The sequence below is a fragment of the Brevundimonas bullata genome, assembly GCF_014207965.1.
Classification (GTDB): domain Bacteria; phylum Pseudomonadota; class Alphaproteobacteria; order Caulobacterales; family Caulobacteraceae; genus Brevundimonas; species Brevundimonas bullata_A.
The window spans coordinates 131,169-147,394 of sequence record NZ_JACHLM010000004.1 but is presented as its reverse complement, the minus strand read 5'-3'; the positions used below and the strand labels follow the sequence as shown (position 1 = coordinate 147,394).

At 65.1% G+C, this 16,226-nt stretch carries 13 protein-coding genes; 10 read left to right on the top strand and 3 right to left on the bottom strand.

Annotated features, from left to right (window positions below; genetic code table 11):
- Positions 1-26 precede the first annotated feature (26 nt).
- Positions 27-917 carry a LysR family transcriptional regulator gene (locus HNP51_RS12665; RefSeq protein WP_184270988.1) on the bottom strand — a complete coding sequence of 297 codons (891 nt, stop codon included), beginning with the start codon at positions 915-917 and terminating at the stop codon, positions 27-29.
- A 103-nt stretch (positions 918-1,020) separates the two neighbouring features.
- Here HNP51_RS12665 and HNP51_RS12660 point away from each other — a divergent pair, with 103 nt between their 5' ends.
- The 6 genes from HNP51_RS12660 (at position 1,021) to HNP51_RS12635 (ending at position 9,601) form a co-directional block, all read left to right on the top strand.
- A complete protein-coding gene (locus HNP51_RS12660; protein WP_184270985.1) occupies positions 1,021-3,174 on the top strand; it encodes a malate synthase G in 2,154 nt (717 codons plus the stop codon).
- A 240-nt stretch (positions 3,175-3,414) separates the two neighbouring features.
- Positions 3,415-3,999, top strand: a complete 585-nt coding sequence (locus HNP51_RS12655) for a hypothetical protein (protein WP_184270982.1) — start codon at positions 3,415-3,417, stop codon at positions 3,997-3,999.
- 257 nt (positions 4,000-4,256) lie between these two features.
- Complete coding sequence (locus HNP51_RS12650; RefSeq protein ID WP_184270979.1) at positions 4,257-5,060, top strand: hypothetical protein; 804 nt, start codon at positions 4,257-4,259, stop codon at positions 5,058-5,060.
- 175 nt (positions 5,061-5,235) lie between these two features.
- Positions 5,236-6,084 (top strand): molecular chaperone, encoded by an 849-nt coding sequence (locus HNP51_RS12645; protein WP_184270976.1) that lies wholly within the window; start codon positions 5,236-5,238, stop codon positions 6,082-6,084.
- Between the two features lie 62 nt (positions 6,085-6,146).
- On the top strand, positions 6,147-8,675 hold the full coding sequence (locus HNP51_RS12640) for a hypothetical protein (RefSeq protein WP_184270973.1): 2,529 nt from the start codon (positions 6,147-6,149) through the stop codon (positions 8,673-8,675).
- Positions 8,676-8,692: 17 nt separating this feature from the next.
- On the top strand, positions 8,693-9,601 hold the full coding sequence (locus HNP51_RS12635) for a hypothetical protein (RefSeq protein ID WP_184270970.1): 909 nt from the start codon (positions 8,693-8,695) through the stop codon (positions 9,599-9,601).
- A 77-nt stretch (positions 9,602-9,678) separates the two neighbouring features.
- On the opposite strand, the gene HNP51_RS12630 is transcribed toward HNP51_RS12635, so the two are convergent.
- On the bottom strand, positions 9,679-10,110 hold the full coding sequence (locus HNP51_RS12630; RefSeq protein WP_184270967.1) for a hypothetical protein: 432 nt from the start codon (positions 10,108-10,110) through the stop codon (positions 9,679-9,681).
- 243 nt (positions 10,111-10,353) lie between these two features.
- The gene (locus tag HNP51_RS12625) at positions 10,354-11,697 is read right to left on the bottom strand and encodes an MFS transporter (RefSeq protein ID WP_184270965.1); all 1,344 of its coding nucleotides are present in this window, start codon (positions 11,695-11,697) and stop codon (positions 10,354-10,356) included.
- Positions 11,698-11,887: 190 nt separating this feature from the next.
- Here HNP51_RS12625 and cyoA point away from each other — a divergent pair, with 190 nt between their 5' ends.
- Genes cyoA through cyoD form a run of 4 tightly spaced genes read left to right on the top strand, consistent with a single transcriptional unit; the run spans position 11,888 to position 16,193 of the window.
- Positions 11,888-13,120 carry a ubiquinol oxidase subunit II gene (cyoA, locus tag HNP51_RS12620; protein ID WP_184270962.1) on the top strand — a complete coding sequence of 411 codons (1,233 nt, stop codon included), beginning with the start codon at positions 11,888-11,890 and terminating at the stop codon, positions 13,118-13,120.
- 13 nt (positions 13,121-13,133) lie between these two features.
- A complete protein-coding gene (gene cyoB / locus HNP51_RS12615; RefSeq protein WP_184270959.1) occupies positions 13,134-15,143 on the top strand; it encodes a cytochrome o ubiquinol oxidase subunit I in 2,010 nt (669 codons plus the stop codon).
- A 4-nt stretch (positions 15,144-15,147) separates the two neighbouring features.
- The gene (gene cyoC / locus HNP51_RS12610) at positions 15,148-15,792 is read left to right on the top strand and encodes a cytochrome o ubiquinol oxidase subunit III (protein WP_184270957.1); all 645 of its coding nucleotides are present in this window, start codon (positions 15,148-15,150) and stop codon (positions 15,790-15,792) included.
- Positions 15,789-16,193 (top strand): cytochrome o ubiquinol oxidase subunit IV, encoded by a 405-nt coding sequence (cyoD, locus tag HNP51_RS12605; protein WP_184270954.1) that lies wholly within the window; start codon positions 15,789-15,791, stop codon positions 16,191-16,193. Before cyoC ends, cyoD begins: the two co-directional genes overlap by 4 nt.
- Positions 16,194-16,226 lie beyond the last annotated feature (33 nt).

Below are 16,226 nucleotides of genomic sequence, written 5' to 3'. Positions count from 1 at the left end.
TCTCCCTCAAGGGGAGAAGGAAGGGGTCATTTGTCCCATTCTGGCACATCGCCATAGAGGCCGGCCAGGAAGTCGATAAAGGCCCGGACCCGGTTTTCGGCGCGGGCCCGCCCGGCTGTCAGGGCGAAGACGGCTACGTCGGAGGCCCCCGCATACTGCGGCAAGACCCGCAGCAGGCGCCCGTCGCGCAGTTCCTCGCCCACGTCCCAGGTCGAGCGCAGAGCGACGCCGGCTCCGGCCAGAACCAATTCACGCGCCACCTCTGACGAATTGGTCCGCACCCGGCTGCGGGCGCGGAAGGTGACGGGGCCGTCGGGGCCTTCCAGGCGCCAGGCCGACTGGTTCTCGGCCGCGAGCTGGGCGTGATGGCGGAGGTCGTCCAGCGTCTGCGGCGCGCCGTGCTCGGCCAGATAGGACGGTGCAGCGCATAGGACGCGGCGGTTTGGGGCCAGGCGGTGCATGGCGGGATCGCCCGCCTCATAGCTGCCGATGCGCACAGCCACGTCCACGTCCTCGGCCATCAGGTCGACGAAGGCGTCGCTGAGGTTCAGTTCCAGCGTCAGCCGGGGATGGGCGTCGAGGAAGGGCGTCAGCAGCGGGGCCAGCCGTCGCCGCCCGAACGAGGTCGGGGCCGAGACCCGCAGCAAGCCGCGCGCCTGGGTGGTGCGGCGCGACACCAAGGCCTCCAGATCCTCGACCCCGTCCAGCAACTGCATGGCGCGGTCATAGACCAGCCGCCCGGCCTCGGTCGGGGCCAGCCGCCGCGAGGTGCGCTCGATCAGCCTTACCCCCAGCCGGTCCTCCAGTCGCGCCAGCCGGCGCGAGGCCACGGCGGGCGACAGGTCCAGACGGCGGGCGGCGGCGGACAGGCTGCCTTCCTCCAGCGCCCGGACGAAGATCTCATACTCGGCCAGCATGGCGCGGTCTCGTCATTGCATTTTCGGCAAAGATAGCCGTCGATCTTCGCCGTGGCTAGGTTGCGGGCGCCCCGCTAGGGTTGAGGCTCAAGGGAGAGTCGCCATGTCCACCACCTATGTCCGTCACGGAAGCCTGAGCGTCGCCGCCGAGCTGGACGCCTTCGTCCGCGACGAAGCCGCGCCGGGCACGGGCGTCGCGCCCGACGCCTTCTGGGCCGGGGTGGAGGGGCTGCTGGCGGAGCATGCGCCGAAGAACCCGGCGCTATTGGCGCGCCGCGACGAGCTTCAGGCCCAACTGGACGACTGGCACCGCGCCCATCCGGGTCAGCCGGACCCCGAGGCCTATCAGGCCTTCCTGCGCGAGATCGGTTACATCGAGCGAGAACGGGCCGATGTTCGCGCCGAAACCGCCAATGTCGATCCCGAGATCGCCACCATGGCCGGGCCGCAGTTGGTCGTGCCCCTGACCAACGCCCGCTATCTCCTGAACGCCGCCAATGCGCGCTGGGGCAGTCTGTATGACGCCCTGTACGGCACGGACGCGCTGGGCGAGGCGCCAAAGGGCGGCGGCTATGATCCCGAGCGTGGCGCCAAGGTCATCGCCCGCGCCCGCGCCCTGCTGGATCAGGCGGCGCCTCTGGGGGCGGGCTCGCACGCCCAGGCGACGGGATACAGGGTCGAGCATGGGCGGCTGATCGTCACTCTGGAAGGCGGAATTGAAACGGGCCTGGCGAGCGCGGCGGCCTTCGCCGGCCATGCGGGCGAGGCGGCGGCGCCCTCGGGCGTCCTGCTGCGCCACAACGGCCTGCATCTGGAGATCGTCATCGACCGCGCCCATGCCATCGGGCGCACCGATCCGGCGGGCGTGGCCGACGTCGTCGTCGAGGCGGCGCTGTCGGTGATCGCCGACGCCGAGGACAGCGTCGCGGCGGTGGACGCCGAGGACAAGCGGCTGGTCTATGCCAACTGGCTGGGCCTGATGCGCGGCGACCTGTCGGCGGGCTTCGTCAAGGACGGCCAGACGATGCAGCGGCGCATGAACGGCGACCGTTCCTACACGGCGCCGGACGGATCGGCCTTCGCTCTGAGGGGGCGCAGCCTGCTGATGGTGCGCAACGTCGGCCTGCATCTGACCACCGATGCGGTGCTGGACGGGGAGGGGCGCGAGGTCCCCGAGAGCCTGATCGACATCGCCATGACCGGCCTGATCGGCCTGCACGACCTGAAGCGTCCGGCGGATCAGCGCAACAGCTCCGCCGGCTCCATCTATGTGGTGCGGCCCAAGATGCACGGCTCGGCGGAGGTCGCCTTCGCCGACGCCGTCTTCGGCGCCGTCGAGAAGATGGTGGGGCTGCCGCCGTTGACGCTGAAGATGGGCATCATGGACGAGGAGCGGCGCACCAGCGTCAACCTGGCCAACTGCATCGCGGCGGCGAAGGGCAGGGTCGCCTTCATCAACACCGGCTTCCTCGATCGCACCGGCGACGAGATCCATTCGGTGATGGAAGGCGGGCCGGTCGTTCGTAAAGAGGCCATCCGCAACACCGGCTGGATCAAGGCCTACGAGGACCGCAACGTCGATATCGGCCTGAAAGCGGGTCTGACTGGACGCGCCCAGATCGGCAAGGGCATGTGGGCCGCGCCCGACCGCATGGGTGAGATGCTGGCGACCAAGGCGGGGCATCCGCGCGCCGGGGCCTCGACCGCCTGGGTCCCGTCGCCGACGGCGGCGGCCCTGCACGCCCTGCATTATCATGAGGTCGACGTCTGGGCGCGTCAGGCCGAGATCGCCGCGCGCCCCGCCACGGGACTGACGGCTCTGCTGACTCCCCCGTTCGCGACGGAGGCCCCGAGCGCGGCGGAGATCTGTCAGGAGCTGGACAACAACGCCCAGGGCATCCTTGGCTATGTCGTGCGCTGGATCGATCAGGGCGTCGGCTGCTCCAAGGTGCCGGACATCCACGACGTCGGCCTGATGGAGGACCGGGCCACGCTGCGCATTTCCAGCCAGCATCTGGCCAACTGGCTACGCCACGGCGTGGTCACGGAAGGCGAGGTGAGGGCGGCGCTGGAGCGGATGGCCGTCGTGGTGGATCGTCAGAACGCGGGCGATCCCGTCTATCGCCCGCTGGCGCCGGCCTTTGACGGCCCCGCGTGGAATGCCGCCTGCGATTTGGTGTTCAAGGGGCGCGAGCAGCCCAACGGCTATACCGAACACCTGCTGACCGCCTGGCGGCGTCGCGCCAAGGCGGGTTGATTTCTCAACGCAAATTTCGACGTTGTCCCAAAATGAAGCGAAAGCTTGTCAAACCTTAACGGCGCTCGTAGAACCGCGTCCGTTAACGTTTCATTAACCCTTGCGGCGAGGGGCTGACGCTGCGCCCGCTGAGGGGGTGTGCCATTTCGGGATGGCATGGCTCTTGGAACGCTGACCTACGAACCCCCTCCTGGTGGCGGGGGAGCCGCGAGTTGCGGCTAGGGGAGGCGAATAGTGGGCTTGTTTCTGACCACTTCCGAGGGGAAGCGCGCGACGGTGCGTTCGATGGCGCAAGCGGCCGGCCTGATGGCTCTGGTGCTGGCGGCGACCACCGTCACGGCGGCTTCTGCCGAAACCGTTAGCGACAGCGGCTCGGCGAGCAGCCTGGACGTCATCGTCAAGGGCAAGATCACCGCCAGCTGCCGTCTGTCGGGCGGCGGCGACATCGACTTCGGCGAACTGACGGGCGGCCAGCAGGTCGAGGCCGATTTCGGTCTGGCCTGCAATGTCCCGTTCGACATCAGCTTCCAGTCGCAAGGCGGCGGCCTGGCGCACGTCAACAAGCCGCGCGGCGAAGGGCCGTTCGCGGGACGGCTGGGTTACACGCTGAACGTCGCCATTCCGACGATCAACCCGATCCCGGCGGTCTTGAGCGGGACCTTCGCCAGCGAAAACCTGGTCGCCAAGAAGACGCTGAGCAGCGGCGAGGGCATCGCCCAGGGCGGCGGCCGCATCCGGATTCTCACGAACCGACCGACTGAAGCGGGTTTGCTTGCGGGCGAGTATTCGGAGGTTCTCAACATCACGTTGGCGCCGCGCGTGTAGTAGTTAAAGCAATAAGCTTAACTATAAAGATCAAATCTTATGTAAATCAAGCGATCGCTCATGTGTTGGGCGATCGCCTTCTGCGTATAAGGTGGAAAATATATTTCTCGCCTACGAGTTGAATCGACACAATCATGCCTAACGACGGTATTTTCCGTTGACTTGTATTTTTACGTTTTGTTATGTTGTTTGCAGATCGGGGGAGCTTGTTCATCTCGGTCGACAAGTTTCGTCAGAACCTCACCTGGAGAATTCCTATGAAAATCGCTTCGATTCTGGCCGGCGTCGCCGTCGCCGCCCTGACCGCCTCGGCCGCTTCGGCTCAAGCCGTGCAGGTCATCAACAAGGGCCAGTACACCAACAACAGCACCAACTTCTTCGGCGTGATCACGCCGGGTTCGACCGTCAACGTTCCGTCGGCCAATGCTGGCCCCGGCCAGGCGTTTGCTGAAACCTTGGCTAACGGCCTGCGCGCCGCCAATGGCGGTGCTCAGCAGTCGGCTTGGCACGCTGTCGGCTTGTCGGCCGGTGACGTGGGCGCCGTCGGCAATGACAGCGCTACCTTCTCGCTGAAGGACGCTGTTTCGAAGGACTGCGTCTATTACTCGGGCGACAACAGCACCGAGGACTTCGACTTCGGCACCCTGGGCATCTACGCTGGCGACAACACCGGCCCGAACGCCGCCTTCACCATGGTCGCTCCGGCCGTCCTGACGATCCAGACCAACCTGGCCGGCTGCAACACCAACAACACGGTCACGCTGAGCCGCGCCGTGGCTGACATGACCAACAACTCGAACTCGGGCTTCGACAACGCCGTCTTCACCAACAAGCTGCCGTACCGCGTGACGGCTTCGTATCAGGGCGCTTCGCAGGTTGCTGGCGGCGGCGCCGCCATCGGCCGCACCCTGACCATGGTTGAAGGCGATCTGACCGAGGACCAAGCCAACGGCGCTTGGAAGTCGCCGATGAACCTGACGGTTCTGGTGCCGCAGCCGACCCAAGCCCTGCTGGCCGGCAACTACACGAGCTCCTTCCAGGTGCTCATCGCTGCTCAGTAAGCAGCCTTAAGACGCAAGACGTCGGGGAGGGCGTTTCGCCCTCCCCGTTTTCGTTTCAGTGACCATTGCTCGTTAGGCTGTTCGCCGCGCGCAATGGGCGTTGCGGCGGCGGGCCTGGCCTGCACTGAGTTCTTGAGACGGCGGTCCGCGGACGGCCTCGGGGGAGTAATGATTGATGCTGCGATCTGATTTTCGCTTCATGCGCGGCAGCCGCCTGGCCGCCCTGGCCGGCGGGCTTGTTGCGGGTCTGCTGGTCATGTCAGCCGCCTGGGCCATGCGCGTCTCGCCCATGGTGTCGGAACTGACCACGACGGGCGCCGGTTCGGCGGCCCGGATCGAGGTCGGCAATGTCGGCTCGGCGGCTCTGCCGTTCGAAACCCTGATTACGCGGATGGATATAGACGCCGACGGCAATATCGTCGAGACGCCGGCTGACGAGGATTTCCTGGTCTTCCCGCCGCAGGGCTTGGTGCCGGTCGGCGGCCGTCAGGTCGTGCGTGTGCAGTGGGTCGGCGAACCAACCATCGAATCCTCGAGCGCCTACTACCTGTGGGTGAAGCAGCTGCCTGTGCAGGTCGATCCGACCACGCCCGACAGCGGCGGTTCGCTCTCGGTTCAGGTTCTCTATACGATGAAAGCGCTGATCGTCGTGGCCCCGCCTGGTGCTCAGCCCAAGGTCGAAGTTTTGTCTGCTGTGCCGGCCATGGTCACCCCGCCGGAGCCCGAGGTCGATCCCAGCCTCAGCGGCGGTGAAGCCTCGCCGCCGCCCCCTGCGCAGCCCGGCGTCGAGATCGTGGTCGCCAATACCGGCAAGCGCTACGCGCTGATGAGCGGCGCGACCTGGATCATGGAGGGGACGGACAAGGCTGGGCAGCCCTTCCATCGTGAATTCACTGGCGATGAAATCTCGCAGATAGTCGGCGTCGGCTACCTGGCTCCCCTAGGCGGCAAGCGGACGTTCAAGGTGCCGACCGGTGTCGAGCTGGATCCGGCCAAGCCGGTGAGCGTGCGATTCGCACGATGACGACGGCCGGAAGAAAGACGCTGCGGGGCGCAGCCTCAAAGCTCGTGCTGGCGACCGCGGTCATGGCGACGCCCAGTGGTTGGGCGCACGCCCATGTCGTGGGCTTGATGCAGGCTGCCTCTCAGGCGGCAGAGCAGGCGTCGGAGGCCGTGGCCCCGGCGCCGAGCGCGCCCGCTTCTGCTGCTGCGCCGCAGACGCGCCCCAACATCAATCCCTACGACCGCGACATCGCCATGACGGTGCCGCTGAACTTCAACCGTCGCGTGCTGGGCGAAATGCCGGTGCTGCTGACGCGCGACGACCGCTTCATCGTCGAGAGCGCCGGGTTCCGGGCGCTGATCGATCCCCTGCTGACGCCCGAGGCGCAAGCCGAGCTGAAGACGCAACTGGAAGGCGTGGAGTCCTTCGCCCCGGAGGAGATCAACGCCACCGGCATTTCGCTGGACTATGACCCGGATCAGCTGGCGGTTCTGGTGCTGCGCATCGATCCGACCAAACGCTCGGTCGAATCCCTGTTCCAGGGCGGTCGGCCCGAGGAGCCGGGAGAGGCGCCCGAAAACTTCAGCGCCTATCTGAACACCAACCTGGCCGTGTCGCGACGCCAGTCGACGGGCGACGTGACCTCGCCCAGCGTCTTCTTGAACGGCGCCGTCCGCTACAAGGGCGTGGTGCTGGAGGCCGATGTTCAAGGACGCGAAGATCAATCTTCGGGCGATTACGAGATCGAGCGCCGCTACGCTCGCTTCGTTTTCGATCAACCCGCTGAGTACCGTCGCTGGTTTCTGGGCGATCTGAACGTCGAGACACGCGGTCGTCAGGGCTTCGCCGAAATGGGCGGCGTTGGCGTGACGCGCCAGACGCAACGCTTCAATAGCTTCCGCAACAACGGCTTGTCTGGCGGTCGCCAGCTCGTGCTGCAGGAATCCTCAACCGTGCGCGTGTTGCGCAACGGCGTCTTCGTGCGTGAGTTCAAGCTGGACCCAGGCCAGTACGACCTGTCCAATCTGCCGCTCCAAACAGGCTCGAACGACGTCCAGTTGGAAATCCAGAACGAGTCAGGTCGCCGCGAGATGGTGTCCTACAGCGCCTATCTGGACTCGATCGAACTGGAGCCGGGGGATTACGAGTACGGCGCCTATCTGGGCGTGACCAATTCCGGGACGTTCGGTTCGCCCGACTATTCCGACGGCTCGCTGGCCTTCAGCGGATTCTGGCGTAAGGCCTTCTTGAACAAGCCAGCCGTCGGCTTGGGCTTGCAGGCGTCCGAAGATGTTCAGAACGTCACCGGCCAGACCCAGTTCATTCTGCGCAACGGTGCGCGTCTGCAACTGAACGCCTCTGCCAGCAACGCTGACAGGGGGGCAGGTTACGCCTATGCGCTGAGCTATGACCACTTCGTCGATCTGGGCGGTACCTACGACAGTTGGACGGTCGTGGCCGACTATACGTCTGAGGACTACGCCACCCTGGGCAATGCGTTCGGAGATAACTCGACGTCCTGGGCGCTCACCGGCGCTTATTCGCACCAGTTTTCCGATGCCTGGAATGCAACGGCTAGCGCTTCCTACCGGCTGGGGCGCGGGACTACCAACGACTCCTATTCGCTGAGTGCTGTCAGCTCCTATCGCTTCGCTCCGGAGTGGAGTGTTCAGGTTGGTGCCGAATGGGTCGACTATGGCGGTAACTTCGGCACGGGCTCCAGCGACGGCGTCGGCGTGACCGTCGCCCTGGTCTGGCAGCCGCGCTACGACCGCCGTGGCGAGGCTCGATACAGTTCGGCGCGCAATAGCGGCAGCCTGCGCTTCCAGCAGTCACCTGAGAACCGCGTGGGATCGTTCGGCTACTCGGTGGCTTCGACCTATGACGACGGGCCCGGCACGCTCAGCGGCCAGCTCGACTATATCGCCAACCGCTTCGACGCCAGCCTGACGCATACGACGTTCGGTCAGAGCTTCAGCAACATCACCGACGAGCAGGTGACCTCGCTGCGCGTCGGCGCCTCGATCTCGACGGCGGGCGGCAAGGTCGCCATCGGGCGCAACATCTACGACAGCTTCGCCATTCTTTATCCGCACCAGTCGCTGGAAGATAAGCCGGTGATCGTCGGCGAGTCGTTCGAGCGCGGAAACTACACCTCGCGCAGCGGCGCCCTGGGGCCGGCGGTGTCCAACACCCTGACCTCCTATGTCGATCAGTCGGTGCGTTATGACGTGCTGGGCGTGCCGCCGGGCTACGACATCGGCGAAGGCGTGCGGCGCGTTCGGCCCGGCTACAAGAGCGGCTACGCCATCCAGGTCGGCAGCGACGCCTTCGTCTCGGCTCTGGGCCGGATGGTCGGCAACGCCGGCAAGCCAGCGGCGTTGATCTCGGGTCGCGTTCGTTTGCTTGATGATCCCACGGCCGAGCCGGAGCTGTTCTTCACCAACTCGGTCGGGCGGTTCGCCATTCAGAAGCTGATCCCGGGCAAGACCTATCGGGTCGAGCTCTTCACTTCGCCCGCCGCCGGGTTCGAATTCACGGTTCCAGCCGACAACGAAGGTCTGCTGGATCTCAAGACTGTCGCCGTGTCGGTCGACATCACCGACCAATGAACGGAAGGAAGACGATCATGGTCTCCACCCTCTCGAAATCCTTCGCCGCCGTTGCGGCCCTTGGTCTGTTGGCGCTGATCCCCGGTCAAGCCTCGGCCCAGGACAAGTGCAATCTGACGATCCAGCCGGCGCTGGATCAGTGGGTGATCCGCTACAACCCCCTGGAAGACGAAATCGCCCAGCGCACCTTCGACGTCCTGCTGGTGAACAGCGGGAGGACCCCCTGCAACGGCAATATCCTGGCCTCGCTGCAAGCCGAAGCGTTCGGTCTGACGACCCCGGGCGGCGCCAACCGCGTGCGCTATACGCTTGTCGATGTCGATTACGGCGGCGTCGATATCACGCCGCGATCAGGCGAGAGCGCAAGGCGGAACGGGACCAGCGTCTCGATCAAGCAGGGCGAACAACTGCCGGCCCGCATCACCTTCGCCGCCTTCCCTGAGGCGGGCGTGGCTCAGGGGCGATATACTCAGGTCGCCAACCTGTTCGTAGAGCAGGCCAACGGGACGATCCACGCCACGCGTCCGGTGACTCTGGTGCTTGATCTCGCCGCCGCCGCCGCCATAGGCCTCAAGGGCGAGTTTTCGCGTCCTAACGGCACGCCTGTCATCGACCTGGGCGAACTGACCGAGGGGCCGCGCCCGCTGAACACCGCCCTTTATGTGCACAGCACGGGCGGTTACCGCGTCTCCGTCACTTCGGCCAACCGTGGACGCCTGCGCCAGGGCGCGACGGCCTGGTATGTCGACTACAACCTCAAGGTCGGGGCTCAGGACATCAATCTGCAGCGGACGGACACGATCAATGTCGTGTCCCAGACGGCGCGTCGTGACGACTATCCGCTGACCGTGCGGATCGGCGATGTGTCGGGCAAGAGGGCAGGCGAGTACAGCGACACCCTGACCTTCACCGTCGCGGCCATCTGACGCCGCGATCATTTCGCCGGAAACGAAAACGCCCCGCAGATCCTGCGGGGCGTTTCAGTATTCAGCCTGTGCTCAGCCTAGATGGGCTGAATGGTCAGGGCCAGGATCAGCGGCTGCTCCAGTTCGACCTCGTCGAAGCGATAATCGACGGTGCGGATCGTCGCCATGTTGGAGCGGCGCAGTTCCAGCATGCCGCTCTTGGACAGGTTCATTGACCGGTCGCCATAGACGATCTTGGCCTTCTCGCTGGCCGCGAGCGGGCGGTACTGGGCCGAGACGGTGAAGCCGCCGGGGCTGTTGCAGGCTTCGACGACCGAGCCCGCGCGACCGTTTTCGGCCATGACCGTGCCCGTGGGGCGCACCCAGCAGGCGACCGGCACCGTGGCGCGCAGTCGGTAGGAATGACCCGCCGTCGGGCCGGCGGCAGCGACCTGGGGCGCCAGGATGGCGGCCGCACAGGCGGCCAGAGCTAGAAACATGCGGCGTTTTGCCGAGATCTTCTTGGTCATGACGTCCTCATCACCCTTGATTTCAACAACACGATACTTGTCGGCTCTTAACTCCAAGCGAGTAGACAGGCTTAGCGTGCGCTTAAGCCCTGTCGTTAATCGGCGCTAACCTTGTTGGCGTTCGGAGCCTGGCAAGTTCTGACGCGGCCGCAGCTACGCGGTCAGGACCCTTGCAGAACGCACAAAAATGGGGCGCGATCCGATCGCGCCCCAGATAAGATGAGGTATGTCGGTCTTCAAGACCTAGGTCTTGGCGCCGGCCCGGCCCTGTCCCAGTTCACGATTCAGCCACAGGGCCAGCAGGGTGAAGACGGCGCCCGACAGCAGGTAGCCGCCGCCCGCTATCAGGCCGAACTTGCCTGACAGAGCCAGGGCCGCCAGGGGCGCAAAGCCGGCGCCGAACAGCCAGGCCAGGTCCGAGGTCAGGGCCGAGGCGGTGTAGCGGTTGGTCAGGCTGAAGCTGGAAGCCACGGCGCCCGAGGCCTGACCGAACGACAGACCCAGCAGGACGAAGCCTAGGATCATGTAGGCCAGCTCGCCCATCGGGCCGCCGTCCAGCATCTGCGGCGCGAAGCCCGAGAAGGCAGCGATCCCGGCGGCGGTGACGGCCAGCAGGGCGCGTCGGCCATAGCGGTCGGCCAGCCAGCCCGAGGCCAGGATGGCGACCAGGCCGAAAACGGCGCCGATCAGTTCGATGATCAGGAAGCGGCTGGGCGCTTCTTCCGTGTAGAGGAAGACCCAGGACAGGGGGAAGACCGTCACCATGTGGAACATGGCGAAGCTGGCCAGCGGAGCGAAGGCCCCGATGACGATCTTGGGACCTTCCTCGCGGATGGCCTGAAGCACCGGCGTCGGCTGCAGCTCCAGCGTCTCGAAGGCGGCCTGGAAGGCGGGCGTCACCACGATGCGCAGGCGGGCGAACAGGGCCACCACGTTGATGGCGAAGGCCACGAAGAAGGGATAGCGCCAGCCCCAGTCGAGGAAGTCGGCGGCCGACAGCTTGCTGAGGAAGTAGGCGAACAGGGCGCTGGCCACGATCAGGCCGAAGGGCGCGCCCAGTTGCGGCACCATGGCGTACCAGCCGCGACGGTTGGCCGGGGCGCTGACAGCCAGCAGCGAGGCCATGCCGTCCCAGGCGCCGCCCAGAGCCACGCCCTGGCCGATGCGCAAGACGATCAGCATGACGGCCGCCCAGTGTCCGACCTGGGCGTAGCTGGGGAGGAAGCCGAGGCAGACGGTCGAAATCCCCATCAGGAAGAGGGCGATGGTCAGCTTCGTCCCGCGTCCGAAGCGCCGGTCGATGGCGATGAACAGCGCCGTGCCGAACGGCCGGGCGATAAAGGCCACGGCGAAGACGGCGAAGGACAGCAGGGTCCCGCCCAGTGGTCCCGCATAGGGGAAGACCAGCTGCGGGAAGACCACGACCGAGGCGATCGCATAGACGAAGAAGTCGAAGAATTCCGACGTGCGACCGATGATCACGCCGATCGCAATTTCTCCGGCGTCGATTTTGCCGTGTCGCGCGTTGATGTGGCTGGCGTCCCGCTCGAGGGACTCTGAAGAAGGCGCGCCGCTGGTGGCGTTCATGACCGATGACGTTCCCTGGACCCGGGCGCGACACGCGCGCCGACATGGTAAGAATGGCGAAAGCCGTCATTTGCTCCCGATCATCTTCGCGGGGGATAGGACGGATTGTCCAATGTCCCCCCTCGGCGGGCGGCGGTAGGGGCGACGCACAATGACCGTGCCAGAGCCCTCTTCCCGAACAGGAACCGCCGTGCGCCGCCTGCGACCCCTATTGCTGCTGCCCCTTTTGGCCCTGATGTCGGGGTGCGAAGCCGTCGTCCTGTCGCCTGCGGGCGACATCGCGGCGCAGCAGCGCGACCTGCTGGTCTGGTCGGTGGTGCTGATGCTGATCATCATCATCCCGGTGATGGCGCTGACCGTCTTCTTCGCCTGGAAGTACCGGGAGTCGAACAAGGAAGCCCGGTATGAGCCCGACTGGGACCACTCGACCCATCTGGAGCTGGTGATCTGGGCTGCGCCGCTGCTGATCATCATCTGCCTGGGCGCCATCACCTGGTCGGGCACCCATCTGCTGGATCCGTATCGTTCGCTGGATCGGATCAACAAGGGGCAACCCGTCGCCGCCGGGGTCGAGCCGCTTCAGGTCAATGTCGTCGCCATGGATTGGAAGTGGCTGTTCATCTACCCCGAGTACGGCATCGCCACGGTCAATGAACTGGCCGCGCCGGTGGACCGGCCGATCCGCTTCCACATCACCTCGACCGGTGTGATGAACTCCTTCTACATCCCCGCCCTGGCCGGTCAGATCTACGCCATGCCAGGCATGGAGACGAAGATGAACGCCGTCATCAACCGTCCGGGCAAGTACGTCGGCTTCTCGGCCAACTATTCGGGCGACGGCTTCTCGGACATGCGCTTCGCCTTCCACGGTCTGGATCAGGCCGGCTTCGACCAGTGGGTCGCGGGCGTGCGCGCCGACAGCAAGAGCCTGGATCGCGAAACCTACCTGGAGCTGGAAAAGCCCAGCGAGAAGGTGCCGGTACTGCACTATGCCTCGGTCGATGAAGGCCTGTTCGACGCGGTGCTGAACATGTGCGTCGAGCCGGGCAAGATGTGCATGGGCGAGATGATGGCCATCGACAGGAAGGGCGGCCTGGGTCTGACCGCCGTCCACGCCACCTGGCCGCTGGCCTATGACAAGTATGCCCGTCGCGGCGAGGCCGTCCTGGGTTCAGGCGAGTCCTACGTTATGGCGATCTGCACCCCGCTGGAGGCCGAGAAGGCCGCCGTGGACGCAGGCCGCCGCCGTCAGGAACTGGCCGCCCAGATCACCCGCTCGGCCCCCACCGAACAGATCATGGGCAGGGGCCTGACCCGGCCGGGTCAGGCCTCTCGCACCGAAGTCGCCGCCGCCGGCTGGCCCTTCGCCCCTCGCATTCCTGCGCCGACCGTCGCCGACGCCCCCTCTGCGTCGCAATCCTGAGCGCCTGACCGACATGTCTATTGATCACATCGCATCCCTGATCTTCGGAAGGCTGGACTGGAACGCCCTGCCGTTCCACGAACCCATCCTGGTCGCCACCTTCGCCGTCGTCGTGCTGGGCGGTCTGACGACCCTGGCCCTGATCACCCGCTACAAGCTGTGGGGCTATCTCTGGACCGAATGGTTCACCACGGTCGATCACAAGAAGATCGGCATCATGTACATGATCCTGGGATTGGTCATGTTCCTGCGCGGCTTCGCCGACGCCATCATGATGCGCCTGCAGCAGGCCATGGCCTTCGGCGGGGCCGAGGGCTACCTCAACGCTCACCACTATGATCAGATCTTCACCGCTCACGGCGTGATCATGATCTTCTTCGTGGCCATGCCCCTGATCACCGGCCTGATGAACTATCTGGTGCCGTTGCAGATCGGGGCGCGGGACGTTTCCTTCCCCTTCCTGAACAATTTCAGCTTCTGGATGACGACGGCGGGCGCGGTGCTGGTCATGGCCTCGCTGTTCATCGGCGAGTTCGCCCGCACCGGCTGGCTGGCCTATCCGCCGCTGTCGGGCATCGGCTACAGCCCCGGCGTCGGCGTCGACTACTACATCTGGGCGCTGCAGATCGCGGGGGTGGGGACCACCTTGTCCGGCATCAACCTGATCGCGACCATCGTGAAGATGCGCGCGCCGGGCATGGGCCTGATGAAGATGCCGATCTTCACCTGGACCTCGCTGTGCGCGAACGTCCTGATCGTGGCGTCCTTCCCGGTGCTGACCGCCGTTCTGGCCTTGCTGACGGCGGACCGCTACCTCGGCACCAACTTCTTCACGAACGACTTCGGCGGCAACCCGATGATGTACGTGAACCTCATCTGGATCTGGGGCCACCCTGAGGTCTATATCCTGATCCTGCCTCTGTTCGGCGTCTTCTCGGAAGTCACCTCGACCTTCTCGGGCAAGAAGCTCTTTGGCTATACGTCCATGGTCTATGCGACGGTGGTCATCACCATCCTGTCCTACCTGGTGTGGCTGCACCACTTCTTCACCATGGGCTCGGGCGCGTCCGTGAACTCCTTCTTCGGGATCACGACGATGATCATCTCGATCCCGACCGGGGCCAAGTTGTTCAACTGGCTGTTCACCATGTACCGCGGCCGTATCCGCTTCGAGCTGCCGATGATGTGGACCGTCGCCTTCATGCTGACCTTTGTGGTCGGCGGCATGACGGGCGTCATGCTGGCGGTGCCGCCGGCCGACTTCGTGCTGCACAACTCGCTGTTCCTGATCGCCCACTTCCACAACGTCATCATCGCCGGCGTGCTGTTCGGCCTGTTCGCGGCCATCAACTTCTGGTGGCCCAAGGCCTTCGGCTTCAAGCTGGACAAGAAGTGGGGGCTGGTCAGCTTCTGGTGCTGGGTGGTCGGCTTCTGGGTCGCCTTCGCCCCGCTCTATGTCCTGGGCTTCATGGGCGTGACACGGCGGATGCGAGTCTTCGACGATCCGTCCTACCAGATCTGGTTCATCATCGCGGCGGTCGGCGCCGGCATCATCGCCGTCGGCATCCTGGCCATGCTGATCCAGTTCGCCGTCTCGATCATCAACCGCGACAAGCTGCGCGACGAGACGGGCGATCCCTGGCATGGCCGCACCCTGGAGTGGTCCACGTCGTCGCCGCCGCCGAACTACAACTTCGCCAAGACGCCGATCATCCACGACTCGGACGCCTGGTGGGACATGAAGGCGCGCGGCTATGAGCGTCCGATCGACGGTTACAGGCCCATCCACATGCCGGCCAACACGGGGGCGGGGGTGATCCTGGCCGGCCTGTCGACGGTCATGGGCTTCGCCCTGATCTGGTACATGTGGTGGCTGGCGGCGTTGAGCTTCTTCGCCCTGATCGCCTACGCCATCTTCCACACCTTCAACTACAAGCGCGACTACTACATCCCGACCGAGACGGTGCAGGCGACCGAGGACGCGCACACAAAGGCCCTGGCGGCCGCAGCGGCGAAGGGATGATCTGATGAGCCACGCAGCTTCCCTGAACCCTGACTACGTCGACGAGGCCGGGCGGCCGATCTACCACCCGGTCGAGGAGCCGCATCACCCGGAAGGCCACAGCACCATGCTGGGCTTCTGGATGTATCTGATGAGCGACTGCCTCATCTTCGCGATGCTGTTCGCCGTCTATGCGGTGATCGGCGGCAACTACGCCGCCGGCCCGGCGCCCAAGGACCTGTTCGACCTGCCGCTGGTGGCGCTGAACACGTCGATGCTGTTGATGTCGTCGATCACCTACGGCTTCGCCATGCTGGCCATGGTCAAGAACCGTACGGCCCAGATGCAGACCTGGCTGGCGATCACCGGTCTGTTCGGCCTCTGCTTCCTGGGGATCGAGCTCTATGAGTTCGCCCACATGATCCACCTGGGCGCCACGCCCCAGCGCAGCGGCTTCCTGTCGGCCTTCTTCGTTCTGGTCGGCACCCACGGTCTGCACGTCACCTTCGGCATCATCTGGCTGGTCACGCTGATGATCCAGGTCTGGCAGAAGGGCCTGATCCCGGCCAACAAGCGCCGGCTGATGTGCCTCAGCCTGTTCTGGCACTTCCTGGACGTCATCTGGATCGGCGTCTTCACCTTCGTCTATCTGTTCGGGATGCTGCGATGAGCGCCGAGGCCCACAACGAACACGCTGCCAAGACTCTGAGTGACCATCACCACGATGATCACCATCATGGCGACGACCACGATCACGGCTCGTTCAAGACCTATATGATCGGTTTCCTGCTGTCGGTCGTGCTGACAGCGATCCCATTCTGGCTGGTGATGAGCGAGGCCCTGGCGCCGCAGACCACGGGTCTGATCATCACGGCCTTCGCCGTGGTGCAGATCGTGGTGCACATGGTCTTCTTCCTGCACATGAACCACAAGTCCGAGGGCGGGTGGAACATGCTGGCGCTGATCTTCACCATCGTCATCGTGGTGATCGCCGTCGCGGGCTCGGTCTGGGTGATGTATCACCTGAACACCAACATGATGCCCACGCATGAGATGCAGAGCATGGGCTGAGCCTGACGGCTAGCCGGGGAGAAGCGCCATAGA